Source organism: Streptomyces sp. NPDC006733, assembly GCF_040636125.1.
In the GTDB taxonomy this organism is placed as follows: domain Bacteria; phylum Actinomycetota; class Actinomycetes; order Streptomycetales; family Streptomycetaceae; genus Actinacidiphila.
Window position 1 is genome coordinate 23,544 of record NZ_JBEYJD010000004.1, and the last position, 20,072, is coordinate 43,615.

General features: G+C 73.5%; 4 protein-coding genes. All 4 read right to left on the bottom strand.

What is annotated here, in order from left to right:
• Nucleotides 1–164: 164 nt before the first annotated feature.
• Nucleotides 165–749: a DUF2867 domain-containing protein gene (locus ABZ721_RS05530; RefSeq protein ID WP_358787277.1), complete on the bottom strand. Its 585-nt coding sequence runs from the start codon at nucleotides 747–749 to the stop codon at nucleotides 165–167.
• A 45-nt stretch (nucleotides 750–794) separates the two neighbouring features.
• Nucleotides 795–2,237 carry a cytochrome P450 gene (locus ABZ721_RS05535; protein ID WP_358787278.1) on the bottom strand — a complete coding sequence of 481 codons (1,443 nt, stop codon included), beginning with the start codon at nucleotides 2,235–2,237 and terminating at the stop codon, nucleotides 795–797.
• 145 nt (nucleotides 2,238–2,382) lie between these two features.
• Nucleotides 2,383–13,623 (bottom strand): beta-ketoacyl synthase N-terminal-like domain-containing protein, encoded by an 11,241-nt coding sequence (locus ABZ721_RS05540; protein WP_358787279.1) that lies wholly within the window; start codon nucleotides 13,621–13,623, stop codon nucleotides 2,383–2,385.
• A gap of 52 nt (nucleotides 13,624–13,675) precedes the next feature.
• Complete coding sequence (locus tag ABZ721_RS05545; protein WP_358787280.1) at nucleotides 13,676–20,071, bottom strand: type I polyketide synthase; 6,396 nt, start codon at nucleotides 20,069–20,071, stop codon at nucleotides 13,676–13,678.
• Between the last annotated feature and the right edge of the window lies 1 nt (nucleotide 20,072).

Below are 20,072 nucleotides of genomic sequence, written 5' to 3' on the forward strand. Positions count from 1 at the left end.
TCTTGCGCCAGGGCGGTGTGCGGCCTTCGGCCGCCGGTGGAGCAGCGCGCCGCGGGCCACCTTTCGGGCAGCGAGAAGCGGCGGCAGGAGGACTGCCGCCGCATACGGGGGCCGCCGCCCGGGTGCGTGGCCGCGCCGGGGTCCGGCGGGGCCACGCAGCGGGGCTAGCGGGCGGTGCGCGCCTTCCAGGAGCGGCCGATGGCCTTGACCAGGGACGGCGTCACGAACAGGCGCCGGAAGGGCAGGATCACGGGCATGTAGACCTTCCCGAGCAGGCCCTTCTTGCGCACCAGGACGGCCATGTGCGCGTGGTACCGGCCGTTGCCGTCGTCGACCCAACCGATGTGCATCGCCGCGTGCACCGTCTTGTTGACGACCTCGGTCACCCACTCGTCGGAGGTCTGGTAGACCGACTGCAGCGGCATCGTCCGCAGGTCCGGGCCGCGCGGACCGTCGCGCAGGTCGGCCGGCAGCCGGTCGCGCAGGGACGGGTCGCGCGGGCTGAGGCCGTGCTTCTCCTCGTCCCACTTCAGGACGGCTCCCAGCCGCCAGCGGATCGCGAACAGCAGCTTGTACATCGGCGACGGTTTGAAGTCGGCCCCGTCACCGGTGAACTGCCGCACCAAAAGCGCCAGGTCGTCGGGTCCCCCCGGAGTGTCCAGGTCCCACACGTCCTCGACCTCGAAGTCCTTGGTGAACTCGTGAACTCGCCACGGCCGCTCGGTGAACGCGGTGTTCGGGAGCCTCATGAAAACCTCCTTTTCTCGTGGAACGGACAATCTACCCACCGTGCGTCACCGTGCGGCAGAGCGGGCTCCGGCCGTGCGCGGCTTGAACACCATGCGGGCGCCGTTCCGCGGGATGTTGACGACTGTCCGGCTGTGCGCGGACTGCGGCGCGGCGTCGGCGCGTTCGACGTCGCAGGTCGTCAGGATCGCGGTGAGGGTGGCTTTCAGCTCCACGAGCGCGATGCGGTCGCCGAGGCAGCGGGTGTGGCCGCCGCCGAACGGGATCCAGGTGTGCGAAGCGGGCTTGACGCCCAAGAAGCGCTCCGGGCGGAACTCGTCGGGCTGCGGGTAGTTGTGCTCGTCCCGGTTGAGCAGGTAGGCGCTGGCCCACAGCCGGGCGCCGGGCTCGTAGAGCACGCCGCCGATCTCGACCGGCTTGACCACCTCGCGCGGGACGATCTGCTGGATCGGCGGTCCCAGCCGCAGCACCTCGTGCACCACGGCCGTCAGGTACGTGTCACCCGACCCGTCCTCCATCTCCGCGCGCAGCCGCTCGACCGCCTGCGGGTGGCGCGTCAGGAACTCCAGCGCCCAGCAGATGGCCGACGCGGTCGTCTCGGTACCGGCCAGGAACTGCGTCATGATCTCGTCGCGCATCTCGATCCGGCGCGCCGGGGAGTCGTCCTCGGCGATGCCGCCCAGCATCGTGCCGAGCAGGTCGTCCCCGGGCTTGCCGGAGCGCACCCGCTCGTCGATGGCCGCGTCCAGCATCGCGTGCAGCCGCGCGCGGCGGACCAGGAAGTCGTTGACGCCGTTGATCCGGTTCAGCCGCATCCACGTCATCTTCCAGGACGGCAGCAGGTGAAACGGCTTCATCGTGTTCGCACGGGAGTTGAACTCCAGCATCTTGACCACCTCCGCGAACATCGCGTCCTCGTTGGAGGGACGGTGCTCGCCGAAGCAGACCTCGAAGATGACCTTGGTGGTGTAGCGGTGTGCGAAGGGGTGCACCGACACGGCCCGGTCCCGCGGCCAGGAGGCGACCTCCTCCTGGGCCAGCCGCACGACCTCCTGCCCGACCCGCTTCAGCGCCTCGCCGCGGAAGCTCGGCATGACGCCGCGCCGCATCTTGGTGTGCTCCTCCTCGTCCCGCCAGGCCAGGCCGGTCTGACCGGTCCACTTCTCGATGGGGGTGTTGCTGGAACCGGTGTGCAGGACGTCCCGGGGCGCGAGGAACATCTGCTTGACGTCCTCCGGCGCCGAGATCACGTACAGCGCCACACCGGGGATGATCGTCACCCGGAACCGGCTGCCGTACTTGGCGCGGCAGCTCTTGAGATACGGCTCGGGGCGGGCCCAGATGCTCAGCACCTGGCGCAGCCGGGGCATGTCCACCACAGGCAGCGCGGAGGAGGGGATGACCTCCTGGGGAGCGGGAGCGGCGTGGCCGACCGGGCACGTGCCGCCGGACGCGACGGCCGCGTCGTGAACGTTGCTGGAGTGGTCCATTGTCTGTGCTTCCTTATCTCGTTGCCGCGTGAGTCGCGTGCTCTGGCGTGCTCTTGGCGCCCGTAACGGATCCCCGCCCGTACCGGCCGGCAGGAGCGCGACGCCGGACAGCCGTCACAGCCGTCCTGCGCCGCGCCCTCGGTGCTCATGGCTCGATCCACCCCTCGATCGCGTCCGCGGTGGCCGCGGCGGCGGCTTCGATCAGCGCGAAGTGGTCCGCGGCGACGTCGACATGGTCGTCGGAGGCCTCCCACCGCCGGTGGTCACCCTCCGCGGCGCCGAGCGGTTCCGCGGCCCGGATCATCAGCGTCCTGGCGGCGGGTGCCGCCCGCCGGCCGGCGAACAGCCGCAGGTAGTCGCCCATCGACCGCCAGCTCGCGTCGTCGATGGAGACCGCGCGCCGCTCCTGGGTGAGGATCTGCGCCAGCATCGCCGCGAACGCCTCGCCGACCTCGTCCGCGTCACCGGTGAGCGCCAGCGTGTCGATCATGACGACTCCGGTGAGCGCGGCCCCGGAGGACCGCAGGCGTTCGGCGAGCGAGCCCGCCACGACGCCGCCCATGGAGTAGCCGACCAGGACGAACGGCGCGTCGCCGACGGCCGCGCGGATCGCGCCCTCCAAGATCTCCTCGGCCACCTGGCGGGACTGCGGGGCCAGTTCGGTGCCGAACCCCGGCAGGGAGCAGACGTGCACGTCCCGCACGCCGTCGAAGCGGTCGGCCAGGCGCAGGAACTGCTCCTGGCCGGAGCCGACCACGTACACGTAGGACGGCACGCAGACGATCTTCACCCGGCCCGGGCCGGAGGCCAGTTGCGCCAGACTCCCGCCGGTGTCGGGCAGCTCGGCGGCCGACGCGAAGACCGGCCGGGCCCCGGCGGCGTCCACCAGCTGCCGCAGCGACTGCAGCAAGGTGCCCGTCCCGGCGGCCTGCCGCAGCCGCTCGCTGATCGTGTCCTGGGCGGCCGCGGGCGCCGCGGCGGCCGCGGCCTCCGATCCGACCCGCTTGAGCAACTGCCGGGCGATCTCCGCCGGGGTGGGGTGCTCGAACACGAACGAGACGGGCAGGCGCAGCCCGGTGGCCTGCGCCAGCCGGTTCCGCAGCCCCACCGCGCTCATCGAGTCCATGCCCAGGTCCCGCAGCCTGCCCTCGACCTCGATCCGGTCAACGGTGTCGTGGCCGAGCACGGCCGCGACATGCGCCGTGACCAGCTCCAGCACGACCCGCTCGCGGTCCGCGTCCAGGACACCCGCCAGCCTTTGAGCCAGCGACCCGCCTCCCGCCTCGCGCGGGGCCGGCAGCCGGACCAGGCCGCGCAGCAGCGCCGGCAGCGTCCGTTCGCGGGCCTGCGACCGCAACGCCCCCAGGTCCAGCTGGACCGGCGCCAGCAGCGCCGCGTCCACCGCGAGGGCCTGGTCGAACAGTGCGAGAGCCCGCTCGACCGGCAGCTCGCTGGTCCCCGCCGGCGCGTCCGCGCCCGCCCACGGGCCCCAGGCCAGCACGGTGCCCGCCAGGCCGGCCGCACGGCGCGTGCCAACCAGCGCTTCCGCGGCCGCGTCCACCACCGGATCCGCCGCCCCACCGCCCGTCAGGGAGGCGAAGGAGGAGAAGACCACGAAGGCGGAGAGGGCGTACGGCTCGGTCAGCGCGTGCAGCCGCAGCAGCAGCTCCGCTCCCGCGGGCTCGGCCGCGGTGTGCACGACCGCGCTGAGCGGCGACTCCAGGGACCGGAGCACCGCCGGCAGGCGGTCGGGCGCGCACTCCTCGACGCGCGCTCGCGCACCGAGCTCCGCCAGCTCCGCGACCAGTCGCTCCGCGGCGTCTCCGGGTGTGCCCAGCAGCAGCAGGTCGCGGACGCCGTGCTGGGCGGCCAGGTGCCGGGCCAGCGCCGCGCCCGGCAGGGCCGTGCCGCCGGTGACCAGGACGGTGCCGTCGGCGATCTGCCGGGCCGGCCGGTCCGGGGACGCGACCGGCGCCAGGGCCAGGCGCGGCGCCAGGACCTGCCCGGCGCGCACCGCGAGCTGCGGCTCGTCGCCGGCGAGCAGGGCGCCCCACTCCGGCTGGGCGTCCTCGTCCACGTCCACGACGAGGAACCGGCCCGGGTGGGCGAACTGCGCGGCCCGCAGCACGCCCCAGGCCGCCGCCTGCGCCGGGTCCTGGACCTCCGCGTCGCGGGCCGCCACCGCGCGGCGCGTCGCCACGACCAGGACGGCCGCACCGAACCGCGGGTGCTCCGCCCAGCGCCGCACCAGGGCCGCGGCCTCACCGGCCGCGTCACGTGCCGCCGCGGAATCGTCCCCGGCGGGCGGGTCGATCACCGTGAGCACGGCCTGCGGGGCCGCCGCACCCCCGGCCACCGCCTGTTCGAGGGCGGCCAGATCGGCGTACCGGTCCGCCACGCCCCCGGCGGCGGCGCCCAGCGCGGCCAGCCGCACCGGCGGGCCCGCACCGACCTCGACCGGAACCCAGTCGACGCGGTACAGCGAACTCTGCCCGCGGCGCAGCTCCTCCAGGTGCGCCGGGTCGACCGCGCGGAACGCCACCCGGTCCACCGCCAGCACCAGCGCGCCGTCCTCGGCGAAGACCTCCACCCGTAGGGTGTCGCCCTCGGAGGTGACGCGCGCGCGGCCCCGGTCGGCGCCGGTCGCGGCCAGGCGTACCCCGGACCAGGACACCGGCAGCTGCGGCGCGCCCTGATCGGCGAAGCTCAGCTGTCCCAGGTGCAGCGCGGCCTCGAACAGGGCCGGGTGGATGCCGAACTCCGCGGCGCCGACGTCCTCGGGCAGCGCGAGCTCCGCGTACACCTCGGCGCCCCGGCGCCAGGCCGTCCGCACGCCGTGCAGCGCCGGACCGCAGTCGAGGCCGAGAGCGGCCAGCGCCGTGTACAGGCCGTCCACCGGCACCGGCTCGGCGCCGGCGGGCGGCCAGACGCCCGCCCAGCCCGCCGCGGGCTCGGTGTCCGGCGCCAGCCAGCCCGTGCAGTGGCTGGTCGACGCGGCGTGCTGATCCCCGTCCGCACGCGAGTGGACCGCCACCGGGCGGCGGCCGTCCGCCGCCGGCGCGCCGACGATCACCTGGATCTGCAGCGCCGCGCCGTCGGGCAGCAGCAGCGGCGCCTGGAACATCATCTCGTCGAGCAGCGGCGTCCCCACGCCCCCGCCCGCGGCCAGCGCCAGCTCCACCAGCGTGGTGCTGGGGGTGACCGGCAGACCGAACGCGGCATGGTCGCGCAGCCACGGCAGGGTCTCGTGGGACAGCCGGCCGGTGAGCACCCACTCGTCGCGGTCCGCGAGATGCAGACCCGCCGTCAGCACCGGGTGCTCCACGCGGCCGAGGCCGGACACGGCCGGGTCGCCCGCAACCGGGCGGGCACTGGGCCAGTACCGCTTGCGCTGGAAGGCGTACGTGGGCAGCGGGACCCGCCGCGCGCCGGAGTCGGCGAAGCAGGGCGCCCAGTCGACCGTCACCCCGGCGAGGTGCGCCTCGGCCAGGGACAGCAGGAAGCGGGCAGGGCCGCCCTCCGCGCGGCGCAGCGAGCCGACCACCCCGATCCGGGTCGCCGACCCGTGTGCGGCGATGGTCTCCTCCAGGGCCACCGCGAGCACGGGGTGCGGCGACATCTCCACGAAGCAGCCCGCGCCGTTGTCGATCAGCGCGCGCACGGCGGGCTCGAAGCCGACCGGGTTGCGCAAATTGGCGTACCAGTACGCGGCATCCATCGACGCGGTGTCGACGAACGCGCCCACCGCCGTGGAGTACAGCGGGATGCTTCCGCTGCGCGGTGCGACCGGGGCGAACGCCTCCAGCATCTCCTCGCGGGCGACCTCCACATGTGGGGAGTGCGAGGCGAACGTGGCGCGGATCTTCTTGGCCCGGATCTCCTGCCGGTCGCAGTGCTCCACCAGCGCGTCGATCGACTCCAGGTCACCGGCGACGATCACCGCCGCCGGGCCGTTGACGGCCGCCACCGTCATCCGCTGTCCGTAAGGTTCGATCAGGCGCTCGACCTGCGCGATCGGCAGGGCGAGCGACGCCAGGCAGCTGCTGCCCATGAGTCGGTCGCGGGCGATCCGGCTGCGCACCGCCACGATCCGCGCCGCGTCCCGCAGCGACAGGCCACCGGCCACGTACGCGGCTGCGATCTCCCCCTGCGAGTGTCCGACCACCGCCGACGGCTCCACCCCGTGCGAGCGCCACAGCGCCGCCAGGCTCACCATCACCGCGAACAGCGCGGGCTGCACCACATCGACGCGGTCCAGGGATGGGGCGCCGGGCGCGCCGCGCAGGACGTCCTCCAACTGCCAGTCGACGAACTCCGCGAGCGCCGCACCGCACGCGGCGATCTCGGCGGCGAACACCGGCGAGGAGTCCAGCAGGCCGACCGCCATGCCCTCCCACTGCGCGCCTTGGCCCGGGAACACGAACACCGGCCTGGCGGTGGTCGAGGTACGGCCGAAAGCCGTCCGCTCGGTCACGTCCCCGACGGCGAAGGCGGCCAGCTCGGCGGCCAGTTCGTCGCGGTCGGCGGCCACCAGCACCGCCTGGTGCTCCAGCGCCGCACGCGTGGTCAGCTGCGAGTAGCCGACGTCGAGCAGCGAAAGCCCGGGGTCGTCCACCAGCCGCCGCCGCAGCCGCTCGGCCTGGGCGCGCACGGCCGCTTCCGTGCGCGCGGACAGCAGCACCGGCAGCGCGGGCGCCGCCACCACGGCCTGCGGACCGGCTGCGGGCGTTCGGGCGGGCGCCTCCTCCACGATGATGTGCGCGTTGGTGCCGCTGACCCCGAACGACGACACGCCCGCCCGGCGGGGACGGCCGGTGCCGGTCCACTCCCGGGCCTCGGTCAGCAGCTCGACCGCGCCCGCCTGCCAGTCGATGTGCGGGGACGGCGCGTCCACGTGCAGGGTCTGCGGCAGCACCCCGTTGCGCATCGCCATCACCATCTTGATCACACCGGCGACACCCGCCGCACCCGAGGTGTGGCCGATGTTCGACTTGATCGACCCCAGCCACAGCGGGTCGCCGTCGCGCTCGCGGCCGTACGTCGCCAGCAGCGCCTGCGCCTCGATCGGGTCCCCCAGCACGGTGCCCGTGCCATGGCCCTCCACGACGTCCACCTCGGACGGCGACACCCCGGCGTTGGCCAGCGCCTGCCGGATCACCCGCTCCTGCGCGGGACCGCTCGGCGCGGTCAGCCCGTTGCTGGCACCGTCCTGATTGATCGCCGTACCGCGGATCAGGCCCAGGATGCGCCGCCCGTTGCGCTGCGCGTCGGACAGCTTCTCCAGCAGCACCAGCCCCAGACCGTCGGAGAAGCCCGTGCCGTCGGCGGACGCCGCGTAGGCGCGGCAGCGGCCGTCCGGGGAGTTCGCCCCCTGCCGGCTGAACTCGGTCATCGTGACCGGCGTCGTCATGAACGTCACGCCGCCCGCCAGGGCGAGCGAGCACTCGCCGTTGCGCAGCGCCTGCGCCGCCAGGTGCATCGCGACCCCGGAGGACGAGCAGGCCGTCTCCACCGACAGGGCCGGGCCCTCCAGACCCAGGGTGTAGGCGATACGGCCCGAGGCGACGCTGGACATGGTGCCGGTGACGCGGTAGCCCTCGTACTCGGTGGGCACGAGCAGGCTGTAGTCGGAGCCGGTGATACCGACGAAGACCCCGGTGTCGCTGCCGCGCAGGGACGTCGGGTCGACCCCGGCGTGCTCCAGGGTCTCCCAGGAGGCCTCCAGCAGCAGCCGCTGCTGGGGGTCCATGGCCATGACCTCGCGCGGGCTGATGCCGAAGAACTCGGCGTCGAAGTCGCCCAGGCCGGCGATGAAGCCGCCGCCGCGCGCGTAGGTCGTGCCGATCTTCTCGCGGTCCGGGCTGTAGAGCCGCTCCAGGTCCCAGCCGCGGTCCGCGGGCAGGGGGCCGATCACGTCGCGGCCCCCTGCCACGAGCTCCCACAGCTCGTCCGCGGAGGTGACGCCGCCGGGATAGCGGCACCCGATCCCGATGATCGCCAGCGGTTCGTCCACCGCGCCGCGCCGCTTCTGCGCGGCCGGCAGGACGTCCTCCGCCGCGCCGTCGACCTGCGCGAGCAGCAGCCGGGCGACGGCCGCCGGCGTGGGGTGATCGAACACGACGGTGGCGGGCAGGGGCACGCCGGTGCTCTGCGCGAGCCGGTTGCGCAGTTCGACCGCGCTGACGGAGTCGAAGCCGAGCTCCTTGAAGGCCCGCTCGCTGTCCACCTCGTCGGCGGAGGCGTGGCCGAGCACCGACGCGGCCTGCGCTCGCACCAGTTCGAGCACCATCTGCTCGCGCTCGGCCGCCGGCACCTCCGCCAGCCGCCGCGCCAGGGTGCCGCCGGACGCCGCGCGCCGGGCCGGCACGCGCACCAGTCCGCGCAGCACCGACGGCAGCAGCCCGGCCAGGGCCTGCTCCCGCAGGACGGCCGGATCCAGCTCGACGGGCACCAGCAGCGGGCGGTCCGCGGCGACGCCGCGGTCGAACAGCTCCCGGGCCAGCTCGGTGGAGAACGGAACGAGCCCGGCCTGCGCGACGAGCGCCCGGTCGGCCGAACTCGGCGCGGCGCCCCGGTCGGTGACGCTCCGGCCGTCGGCCCACAGGCCCCAGGCGAGCGCGGTGCCGGGCAGGCCGGCCGAGCGGCGGCGGCCGGCCAGGGCCACCAACGCGGCGTCCGCCGCGGAGGGGGCGGCCTGGCCCGGGAGACCCACCAGGCCCTCGAAGGAGGAGAACAGCACGAACGCGGACAGGTCCGCACCCGCGGTCAGCTCGTGCAGGTGCCAGGCCGTGTCCACCGTGGCCCGCAGCACCGTCTGCAGTTGCTCGTGCGAGAGCGTCTCGATCAGGCCCCCGTCGAGCACCCCGGCACCGTGCACGACCGCGGTCAGCGGGTGCTCCAGGCAATCCAGCAGCGCGGCCAGCTGCTCCCGGTCGCTCACGTCACAGGGCGCTGTGCGGACCTGCGCGTCGAGGTCGAGAGAGGCGAGATCGGCGGCCAGCGCGTCGGACAGCGCGTCGGCCTGGTCCTGGGGGACGGCCAGCACCAGGTGGCGGGCACCGTGGTGCCTGATCAGGTGTTCGGCGAACCGGGCACCGGAGCCCCCGGTGATCAGCACTGTGCCGTCGGGGTCCAGGGGCCTCGGCCGGTCCGCCGAGCCGCCGGGAACCCGGGCCAGCCGGGGAGCGAGCACCTTGCCGTCGCGCACCGCCAGTTGCGGTTCGTCCAGACCGAGCAGCGCACCCCATTCCTGTTCCTGCGGTGCGCCCGCGTCACCGGCCAAAGCGCCGGTCGCGGCGTCGGTCGCAGTACCGCTCGCGTCGATGAGCAGGAACCGGCCGGGGTGCTCGGACTGGGCGGCGCGTACGACGCCCCACACCGCGGCCTGCGCGACATCGGCAGCCTCGTCCCCGACCGCCACCGCTCCGCGCGTGACGACGGCCAACGTGGCCCCGCCCAGCGCCTCGCCGGCCAGCCACTGCCGTACCAGCGCCAGCGCCTGCCCGGCGGCGGCACGCACCGCCGCCGGCGTATCCCCGGCAGGGGTGTCGATGGCGGCCAGCACCGCCTGCGGCACGGGCCCGTCCGCGACGGCCTGTTCCAGCGCGGCCAGATCGGGGTGGCGCTCGGCCACCCCGGCGACCGCGCCCAGCGCGGCCAGCCGCACCGGCTTGCCCTTCCCGGCCGGGACGGGCACCCAGTCCATGCGCAACAGCGCGTTCTGGCCCCGGCGCAGCTGCCCGAACCTGGCCGGGTCGGTGGGGCGCACGGCGATCCGGTCGACGTGCACCACGGGCGTGCCGTCGGCGTCGAAGACGTCGAGCCGCAGCGCGTCCTCGCCCGCCGGGACCAGGCGCGCCCGTACCCGGGCGACCTTGTCGCCCGCGATCCGCACACCCGACCAGGACGGCGCCGTCGGCACCGCACCATCGCCGGGCCGGTGGGCGGTGTGCAGCACGGACTCCAGCAGAGCCGGGTGGATCGCGAAGCCGCCGGGCTCGGTGCCGTCGGGCAGCGCAAGGTCGGCGTACACCTCGCGGCCGGCCACCCACGCCGACTGCGCGCACTGCAGCAGCGGGCCGCAGTCCAGGCCGCGTTCGGCCAGGGCGGTGTACAGGGCATCCACCGACACGGGCTCGGCCCCGGCGGGCGGCCACTCGCCCAGCCGCGCGGACAGCGGTTCGGCACCGGCCGCGAGACGGCCACGGGCGTGGCAGACGGCCTCGGTGGTCTGCGCGTCAGCGGCCTCGGGCCGGGAATAGACCGCCACCTCGCGGCGGCCGTCCGCGTCGGCCTCACCGAGGGTGACCTGGATTCGTGCGGCGTCGTCCTCGCCCAGCACCATAGGGGCGTCGAGGTTCAGCTCCTCGATCAGATCGCAGCCCACGTGACGGCCCGCGGACATGACCAGCTCCACCAGCGCGGCGCCGGGGAGCACGACCGTGCCGAACAGCGCGTGATCGCGGGTCCACGGCTGCCCCTGGTGGGAGACGCGGCCGGTCAACACCCACTCGTCCCGGTCGCCGACCTGCACGGCGGCCGCGAGGACCGGGTGCTCGACGCGGCCCAGGCCGATCGCGGACGCGTCGGCGAGGCCGGTGGCGTCCAGCCAATAGCGCTTGTGCTGGAAGGCGTAGGTGGGCAGCGGGACCTGCTGGGCGCCGGTGCCCGCGTAGACCGCGTTCCAGTCGATCGGCACACCGGCGACGTGGGCCTGGCCGAGCGAGAGCAGGAAGCGGGGCAGCCCGCCCTCGTCACGGCGCAGCGAGCCGACAACCTCGGTCCGGTGGACCGCGCCGTGGGCGGCGATGGTCTCCTCGACCGCCATCGCCAGCACAGGGTGGGGTGACATCTCCAGGAAGCAGCCCGTGCCGTCATCGAGGAGTGCGCGGATGGCGGGCTCGAAGCCGACAGGGTTGCGCAGGTTGCGGTACCAGTACGCGGCATCCATCGACGCCGTGTCCAGGAATCCGCCCGTCACTGTCGAGTAGAACGGCACCCGGCTGCTCACCGGGCGCACCGGCGCCAGCGCCTCCACCAGCTCGTTCTGGATGGCCTCGACGTAGGCGGAGTGGGAGGCGTAGTCCACCGCGACCAGGCGGGCGCGGATCTCGTCCCGGTCGCACCCTGCCTTGATCTCCTCCAGCGCGCCCGGCTCACCGGCGACGATCACCGACGCGGGACCGTTGACCGCCGCCACCGACACCCGCCCCGCGAACGGGGCCAGCAACTCCTCGACCTGCTGCACCGGCAGCGCGACCGACATCATGCCGCCCTGCCCCGCCAACCGATCACGCACCAACTGCGCACGCACGGCCACAATCCGGGCCGCATCCCGCAACGACAACGCACCAGCCACATACGCGGCGGCAATCTCACCCTGCGAGTGACCCACCACGGCAGCCGGCTCAACCCCGTACGAACGCCACAGCGCCGCCAAGCTCACCATCGTCGCGAACAACGCCGGCTGCACCACGTCCACCCGGTCCAGAGACGGTACGCCGGGTACCCCGCGCAGCACCTCCTCCAGACGCCAATCCACGAACTCCGCCAGCGCATCACCACACGCGGCAATCTCAGCGGCGAACACCGACGAGGAATCCAGCAACCCCACCGCCATACCGACCCACTGCGCCCCCTGCCCCGGGAACACGAACACCGCCTTGGCCGAGGCCGGGGACCGGCCCTCGACCACCACCGGTGACGGCTCACCCAGCGACAGAGCCGTCAGCCCCGCCAGCAACTCCTCACGCCCGGCCGCAGCCACCACACCGCGGTGCTCCAGATGCGCCCGGGAGGTGGCCGAAGAGAAACCCAGATCGGCCAGAGACACTTCCGGCCGCGCCAGCACAAACGCCCGCAGCCGATCGGCCTGCGCACGCATCGCGGCCGTGCTCCTGCCCGATACCGTCACCGGAACCGCGGGCGGCACGGGAACCTCGGTGCCGCCGGCCGCGCGCCCCTCGGTGGCCCCGTCGACCGGTCCCTCGGCGGGCGTCTCGGCGGGCGCCTCCTCCAGGATGATGTGCGCGTTCGTGCCGCTCACACCGAACGACGACACCGCGGCCCGACGGGGCCGCTCCCCCGCAGGCCACGGCCGGGCCTCGGTCAGCAACTTGACGTCGCCCGACTCCCAGTCGATGTGCGGGGAGGGCGCGTCGACGTGCAACGTCTGCGGCAGCACCCCGTGCCGCATCGCCATGACCATCTTGATGACGCCGGCCACGCCCGCGGCCAGGGAGGTGTGGCCGATGTTGGACTTGATCGACCCGAGCCACAGCGGATCGCCCTCCCGCTGCTGGCCGTACGTCGCCAGCAGCGCGTGGGCCTCGATCGGGTCACCGAGGGTGGTGCCGGTGCCATGGCCCTCGACGGCGTCCACGTCGTTCGGGGACAGTCCGGCGTTGGCCAACGCCTGCCGGATCACCCGCTCCTGCGACGGACCGTTGGGAGCCGTCAGGCCGTTGCTCGCACCGTCCTGGTTGATCGCGGTGCCACGGATCAGACCGAGAATGCGCCGCCCGTTGCGCTTGGCATCCGACAGCCGCTCCAGCACCACCAGGCCCAACCCGTCGGAGAAGCCCGTGCCGTTGGTGGAGGCCGCGTACGCGCGGCAGCGTCCGTCCGGCGACACCGCCTGCTGGCGGCTGAACTCGGCCAGCAGGAACGGGCCGGACATGACAGTGACGCCGCCGACCAGGGCCATCGAGCACTCGCCGGCGCGCAGGGCCTGCGTGGCCATGTGCAGGGCGACCGAGGACGAGGAGCACGCGGTGTCGACGGACACCGCGGGGCCCTCCAGGCCGAACACGTAGGAGATACGGCCGGACGACACGCTGGCCGCCCCGCCCGTCAACTGGAAGCCGTCGATCTGCGGCAGGCTGCCCGCGGGCACCGTGCAGTAGTCGCTGGTGCCGACGCCGCAGAAGACGCCGGTGTCGCTGCCGCGCAGCGAGGTCGGATCGATGCCCGCGTGCTCGAACGCCTCCCACGACGCCTCCAGCAGCAGACGCTGCTGCGGGTCCATCGCCAGCGCCTCGCGCGGGCTGATCCCGAAGAACTCGGCGTCGAACTCCGCTATCCCGTCGACGAATCCGCCGCCACTGGTGGACACCGCGCCGGGTCGGCGCATGCTCGGGTCGTAGAGCCGCTCGAGGTCCCAGCCCCGGTCGGCGGGCAGGCCGGTGATGGCGTCGCTCCCCGACGCCACGAGCTCCCACAGCTCCTCGGGGGAGGTGACGCCACCGGGGTAGCGGCAGCTCATGCCCACGATCGCCAGCGGCTCGCCGGCCTGCGCGAGCATGCGCTTGTTGACCTGCCGGAGCCGGTCGGTCTCCTTGAGGGATTTGCGGAGCGCCTCGATGAGCTGGTTCTGGTCGGTTGCCATGTCTATTCCTTCATCTCCAAGCTCATTGCGGCGACGGCGTTCTCGGCCAGGGTCATGCGAGGTCCTCCTGAGCCATCCGGATCAGGGCTTCCGCGTCCATGTCGTCGAACGACTCGGCCTCCCCGTCCTCGGCGTTCGCCTCGGGCAGGTCGTGGTCGGCCAGTTCGCGCAGGGTTGCGAGCAGTCCGGCCTTGCGCAGCCGATCGATGGGGATCGTCGCGAACAGCGCCCGGATCTCCTCCTGCTCGGACCGCGGCCGGGCCGCGGCATCGGGAACGAGTTCGGGCAGCAGGTGGCGGGCGATGGCCGCCGGGCTGGGGTGGTCGAACACGACGGTGGCAGGCAGGCGCACACCGGTGGCCTGCGTGAGCCGGTTGCGCAGCTCGACGGCACTGAGCGAGTCGAAGCCGAGGTCCTTGAAGGCCCGCTCGGGGTCGACGGCCGCGGCCGAGGCGTGGCCGAGGACTCCCGCGACCTGCGCCTGGACCAGTTCGAGGACCACCCGCGCACGGTCCGCCTCCGGCACCGCGGCCAGCCGCTGCGCCAGTGCCGCGGCGCTCGCCCGGTCCGCGCGGGCCGGGGCCCGGACCAGGCCGCGCAGCAGTGGCGGGAGCATTCCGGCGCGGGCCTGGGCGCGCAGCGCGGCGGTCTCCAGCAGCACCGGCGCCACCACGGCCGCGTCCACGTGCAGCGACCGGTCGAACAGCGCCAGCCCCTGTTCGGGGGTGAGCGCGCTCATCCCCATCCGCCGCAGGCGGGCCAGCTCGGCCTCGTCCAGGCTCGCGCCCATGCCCGCGGTGCCCGACCACAGACCCCACGCCAAGGAGGTCGCGGGGCGTCCCGCGGCGCGCCGTGACGCGGCCAGCGCGTCGAGGGCCGCGTTGGCCGCCGCGTAGTTCGCCTGGCCGGGGCTGCCCATGAGCGATGCCACGGAGGAGAACAGGACGAACGCCGACAGGTCCGCGTCGGCGGTCAGCTCGTGCAGGTGCAGGGCCGCGTCCACCTTGGGCCGCATCACCCGCTCGAGCTGCTCGGGCGTCAGCGACGCCACCACCGCGTCGTCCAGCACGCCGGCCGCGTGCACGACCCCGGTGATGGGGTGCTCCGCCGAGCCGAGTGCGGCCGCCAGCTGCTCGCGGTCGGCCACGTCGCAGGCCACCACCTGGGCACGGCATCCCTGGGCGTCGAGCTCCGCCACCAGCTCGGCGGCGCCCGCGGCCTGCGGGCCGCGCCGGCTGAGCAGCAGCAGGTCGCGCACGCCGTGTGCGGCCACCAGGTGGCGGGCGAACACCGCACCCAGGCCACCCGTACCGCCGGTGATCACGACCGTGCCTTCCGGACCCAGCGGCGCCGGAACGGTCAGCACGACCTTGCCGACGTTGAGGCCTTCGCGCAGGTGGCGCAGCGCCTCGCGGCCCTGGTGCACGTCCCAGGTCCGGATCGGCGCGAACTGGAACACCCCCTGCTGGAACAGCGCCACGATCTCGGACAGCAGCTCGCCGAGCCGCTTCGGTCCCGCCTCCCACAGGTCGAACGCGCTGTAGGCGACTCCCGGCCGCTGCGCGGCGATCGCCGCCGCGTCCCGGATGTCGGCCTTGCCCATCTCTACGAACCGGCCGCCGCCCGGCAGCAGGTCCAGCGAGGCGTCGACGTACTCGCCCGCGAGGGAGTTGAGGACCACGTCCACTCCCGTACCGCCGGTGGCCTCCTGGAAGGCGTCGCGGAAGGCCAGGTCGCGGGAGGAGGCGATGCGCTCCGCGGGCACGCCCAGCGCGCGCACCTCGTCCCACTTGGCCGGGCCGGCCGTGGCGAACACCTCCGCGCCGAGGTGCCGTGCGATCTGCACGGCCGCCGTGCCCACGCCACCGGCGGCGGCGTGCACCAGCACCCGCTCCCCCGCGCGCAGCCCTGCCAGGTCCACCAGGCCGTAGAGGGCGGTCGCGTATGCGATCGGAACGGACGCCGCCTGCGTGAAGGACCACGCATCCGGTATCCGGGCGACCAGCTCCCGAGAGGCCACGGCCACCGGGCCGAAGGACTCCGCCACCATGCCGAAGACCCGGTCGCCGGGCGCGAAATCGGCCACGCCCGGCCCGACCTCCAGCACCACACCGGCCGCCTCGGCACCCAGCGGAACCGCATCGGGGTACAGGCCGAGGGCGATCAGCACGTCGCGGAAGTTCACTCCCGCCGCGCGTACCGCGATCCGCACTTCGCCGGCGGCCAGCGGCCGCCGCGCGTCACAGGACGTGATCTCCACGTCGTCCAGGGAGCCCTTGCGGGTGATCGACAGCTGCCACGCATCGTCGGCGGGAGCGGCGGCCACGCTCAGCCGTGGAGCGAACACGTGCTGCCCGCGCACGGCGACCTGCTGCTCGTCCGCGTCGAGCACTGCCCCCCAGTCCGGTTCGTCGCCGGCGCCTTCGCCAGCGCCGTCGAGGTCGAGGTCGACCAGGGCGAATCGGCCCGGGTGCTCGGACTGCGCGCTGCGCAGCAGACCCCAGACCGCCGCCTGGGCGATGTCCGGCGTCTCGCCGTCGACGGACACGGCACGCCGGGTGGTGACCACCAGCCGGGCGTCACCGAGCGAGTCGGCGGCCAGCCACTGCTGCACCAGGGCCAGCGCGCCTGCGGCTGCTTGCCCGGCGGAGCGGGCCGTGTCACCGTCCGGGGTCTCGACCGCGGCCAGGACCAGCTCCGGCGCCGGAGCGCCATCGGCCGTCGCCCGCTCCAGTGCCGCCAGGTCCGGATACCGCTCACCCGTGGCCGGATGCGCGCCCAATACCGCCACCTGGGCGGACCGGCTCTCGCCGACCGCGACCGGAGCCCAGTCGAGGCGGTAGACCGGCTGCCCGCCACCGCGACGCAGACGCTCCAACTGGGAGGGATCGACCGGTCGCATGTCCAGACGGTCCAGGCTCAGCACGGGCTGGCCCTGCTCGCCCGCCACGTCGAGACCGAAGGCGGTCTCGTCCACCCGGCGGATGCGAACGCGCACCCGGGACAGGCCGCGGTGCGCGAGGCGTACCCCGGACCAGGAGAAAGGCAGGAAGGCCGTGTCGCTCGGGCCATCCTGCAGCAGACCCGCGTGCAACGACGCGTCGAAGAGCGCCGGATGGATTCCGAAGCTCTCGCCACCCGTGTCGCCGGGCAGGGCGACCTCGGCATAGGCGTCGTCGCCGACCCTCCACGCGACGCGCACGCCCTGGAACGCGGGACCGTAGTCGAACCCGAGCTCGGCCATGCCCGCGTAGAGCGCATCCGCCGTCATCTCCGTACCACCGGCGGGCGGCCACTGCTCGGGAGTCCACGACGCGTGTGCGGTGTCCTCCGTGGCCAGCCAGCCGCGAGCGTGGCAGGTCGTCTCCCCCTGCTCGTCGTCCCCGGCCTCACGGCGGGCGAAGACCGCCACTTCGCGGCGACCGTCCTCGCCCGCTGCACCGACGGTGACCCGCAACTGCACGGCCGAGCCTTCTTCGAGCAGTAGCGGCGACTCCATCACCAGTTCGTCCACCACCGGCACGCCCACCCGCTGACCGGCAGCCGAGACCGCCTCCACCCACGTCGTTCCGGGCACGATCACCAGGCCCAGCACGATGTGGTCGCGGGTCCACGCCTGCGACTCGGTGGAGAGGCGCCCGGTGAAGACCCACTCGTCGCGGTCGCCGACCTGCACGGCCGCGGCCAGGATCGGGTGCTCGACCCTCTCCAGGCCTGCCGCCGCGACGTCGCCGACGGGCGTGGACGACAGCAGCCAGTAGTTCTCGCGCTGGAAGGCGTAGGTGGGCAGGTCGACGCGCTGGGCGCCGGTACCGGTGTAGAAGGCGTTCCAGTCGACGCTGGTGCCGGCGGTGTGCACGTGGCCGAGGAAGCCTGCGAAGGTGTCCAGCTCGCCGTGCTTGGCGCGCAGCGCCGGGAGGAACACCGCCTCGGTGTCGTCCTCGACGCACTGGCGGGCCATCGCGGTCAGGACCGCGTCCGGGCCCAGCTCCAGGAACCGACGAACGCCCAGCTCCCACAAGGTGCCGATCCCGTCGGCGAACCGCACCGCGCCACGTACATGCCGCACCCAGTAGTCGGCGTCGAACGCCGACACCACGGCACCGGTCACATTGGACACCACGGGGATGTGCGGGGTGGCGTGGTTCAGCTTGTCGGCGACTGCCCGGAACTCGTCGAGCATCGGCTCCATGAGGGGCGAGTGGAAGGCGTGCGACACCCGCAGGCGGGTGGTCTTCCGTCCTTCCCATTGCGGAAGCCAGTCGGTGACGGCGTCTTCATCGCCGGAGACCACGACCGACGTGGGGCCGTTGATCGCTGCGATTTCCAGGCGGCCTGCGAACCCGGCGAGAGAATCGGCTACCTCCGCTTCGGTGGCCTGCACGGCGACCATCGCCCCGCCCGCAGGCAGCGCGCCCATCAACCGCCCGCGTGCCACCACCAGTTCGGCGGCGTCAGCCAGGGACAGGGCACCGGCCACGTGGGCGGCCGCGATCTCCCCGACCGAATGCCCGATCAAATAGTCCGGACGCAGCCCCAGTGCCTCCGTCAGCCGGAACAGCGCCACCTCGACAGCGAACAACACGACCTGGGTGAACTCCGTCGAGCTCAACACCTCAGCATCAGCGGCCAGCAGCTCCCGCACCGACCGGCCCAGCCGCGGATCCAACTCCGCACACACCGCCGTCAACGCCTCATCGAACACCGGAAACGCGGCCGCCAGCTCCAGGCCCATCCCCGACCGCTGCGAGCCCTGACCGGTGAACAAGAACGCCGACTTACCACCCACACCCGACGCACCGGCGGTGACCTCGGACAGCCGGGACAGGAGCTCATCCCGATCCGCGGCCATCACGACAGCCCGCCGCTCCAGCAGCGCCCGCGACGAGACCAACGAATAGGCCGTGTCGACCAGTGACAACCCGGGCTGCGCCAGCAGGTGCGAACGCAGCCGCTCTGCCTGCGTCTGAAGTGCCACATCCGTACGCGCTGAGAGGATGACGGGCAGCGGAGTGGCGGGCGCGGTTCGCCCGTCCGCCGCCACCGGCTCCTCGGCCGGTGCCTCCTCCACGATGATGTGCGTGTTGGTGCCGCTGACACCGAACGACGACACGCCCGCACGCCGGGGACGATCTTTCGCGGGCCACTCCCGGGACTCGGTCAGCAGCTCGACGCGGCCGGAGTCCCAGTCCACATGCGGCGACGCCTCATCGACGTGCAGGGTCCGGGGCAGCACCCCGTTCCGCATCGCCATCACCATCTTGATCACACCGGCTACGCCCGCAGCAGCGGAGGTGTGCCCGATGTTGGACTTGATCGAGCCGAGCCACAGCGGGTCGCCGTCGCGCTCCTGGCCGTACGTCGCCAGCAGCGCCTGCGCCTCGATCGGGTCCCCCAGCACGGTGCCCGTGCCATGTCCCTCCACGGCATCGACGTCGGACGGCGACAACCGCGCGCTGGCCAGCGCCTGTCGGATCACTCGCTCCTGCGAGGGACCGTTCGGCGCCGTCAGACCGTTGCTCGCACCGTCCTGGTTCACCGCACTGCCACGGATCAAGCCCAGGATGCGCCGCCCATTGCGCCGCGCGTCCGACAACCGCTCCAGCACCAGCATGCCCAGCCCGTCGGCGAAGCCCGTCCCGTCCGCCGAGGCCGCGTACGCGCGGCAGCGGCCGTCCGTGGACAGACCGCGCTGGCGGCTGAACTCCCGCAGCATGAACGGGCTGGGCATGAGGGTCACCCCGCCGGTGAGCGCCAGCGAGCACTCACCGGCTCGTAGAGCCTGTGCGGCCAAGTGCAGGGCAACGGAGGAGGAGGAACAGGCCGTGTCCACGGAGAACGCCGGCCCCTCCAGGCCGAACAGGTAGGAGATGCGACCGGAGGAGACGCTGGCCGAGCCGCCCGTGAGCTGGAAGCCCTCCACCTGGGGGGTGGTTCTGTCGGGTCCCACGCTGTAGTCGGTGACGCTGAGACCGCAGAAGACGCCGGTGTCGCTGCCGCGCAGCGAGGTCGCGTCGATGCGGGCGTGCTCGAACGCCTCCCACGACGCCTCCAGCAGCAGACGCTGCTGCGGATCCATCGCCAGCGCCTCACGCGGGCTGATGCCGAAGAACTCGGCGTCGAACTCCCCGATCCCTTCCAGGAAGCCGCCACCTTGGGCGTAGATCGTCCCGGTCCGGTCGGGGTCCGGGTCGTACAGCCGCTCCAGGTCCCAGCCGCGGTCGGTGGGGAGCCCGGTGATGCCGTCCCGCCCGGAGGCGACCAGCTCCCACAGCTCCTCCGGTGACGTCACGCCGCCGGGGTAGCGGCAGCTCATGCCGATGATCGCCAGCGGTTCCGTCGCGCGGAACTCGACCTCGTCGAGCTGCTCCCTGGTCTCGTTGAGTTCGACCGCCACCTTCTTCAGGTAGCGGACCAGCTTTTCCTGCTGATCGATGTTCTCCGTCATC

Bases quoted from the DNA above. Each gene is read 5' to 3' on its own strand.
- ABZ721_RS05530 (WP_358787277.1), bottom strand. From the start codon at position 749: ATGAGGCTCCCGAACACCGCGTTCACCGAGCGGCCGTGGCGAGTTCAC.
- ABZ721_RS05535 (WP_358787278.1), bottom strand. From the start codon at position 2,237: ATGGACCACTCCAGCAACGTTCACGACGCGGCCGTCGCGTCCGGCGGC.
- ABZ721_RS05540 (WP_358787279.1), bottom strand. From the start codon at position 13,623: ATGGCAACCGACCAGAACCAGCTCATCGAGGCGCTCCGCAAATCCCTC.
- ABZ721_RS05545 (WP_358787280.1), bottom strand. From the start codon at position 20,071: ATGACGGAGAACATCGATCAGCAGGAAAAGCTGGTCCGCTACCTGAAG.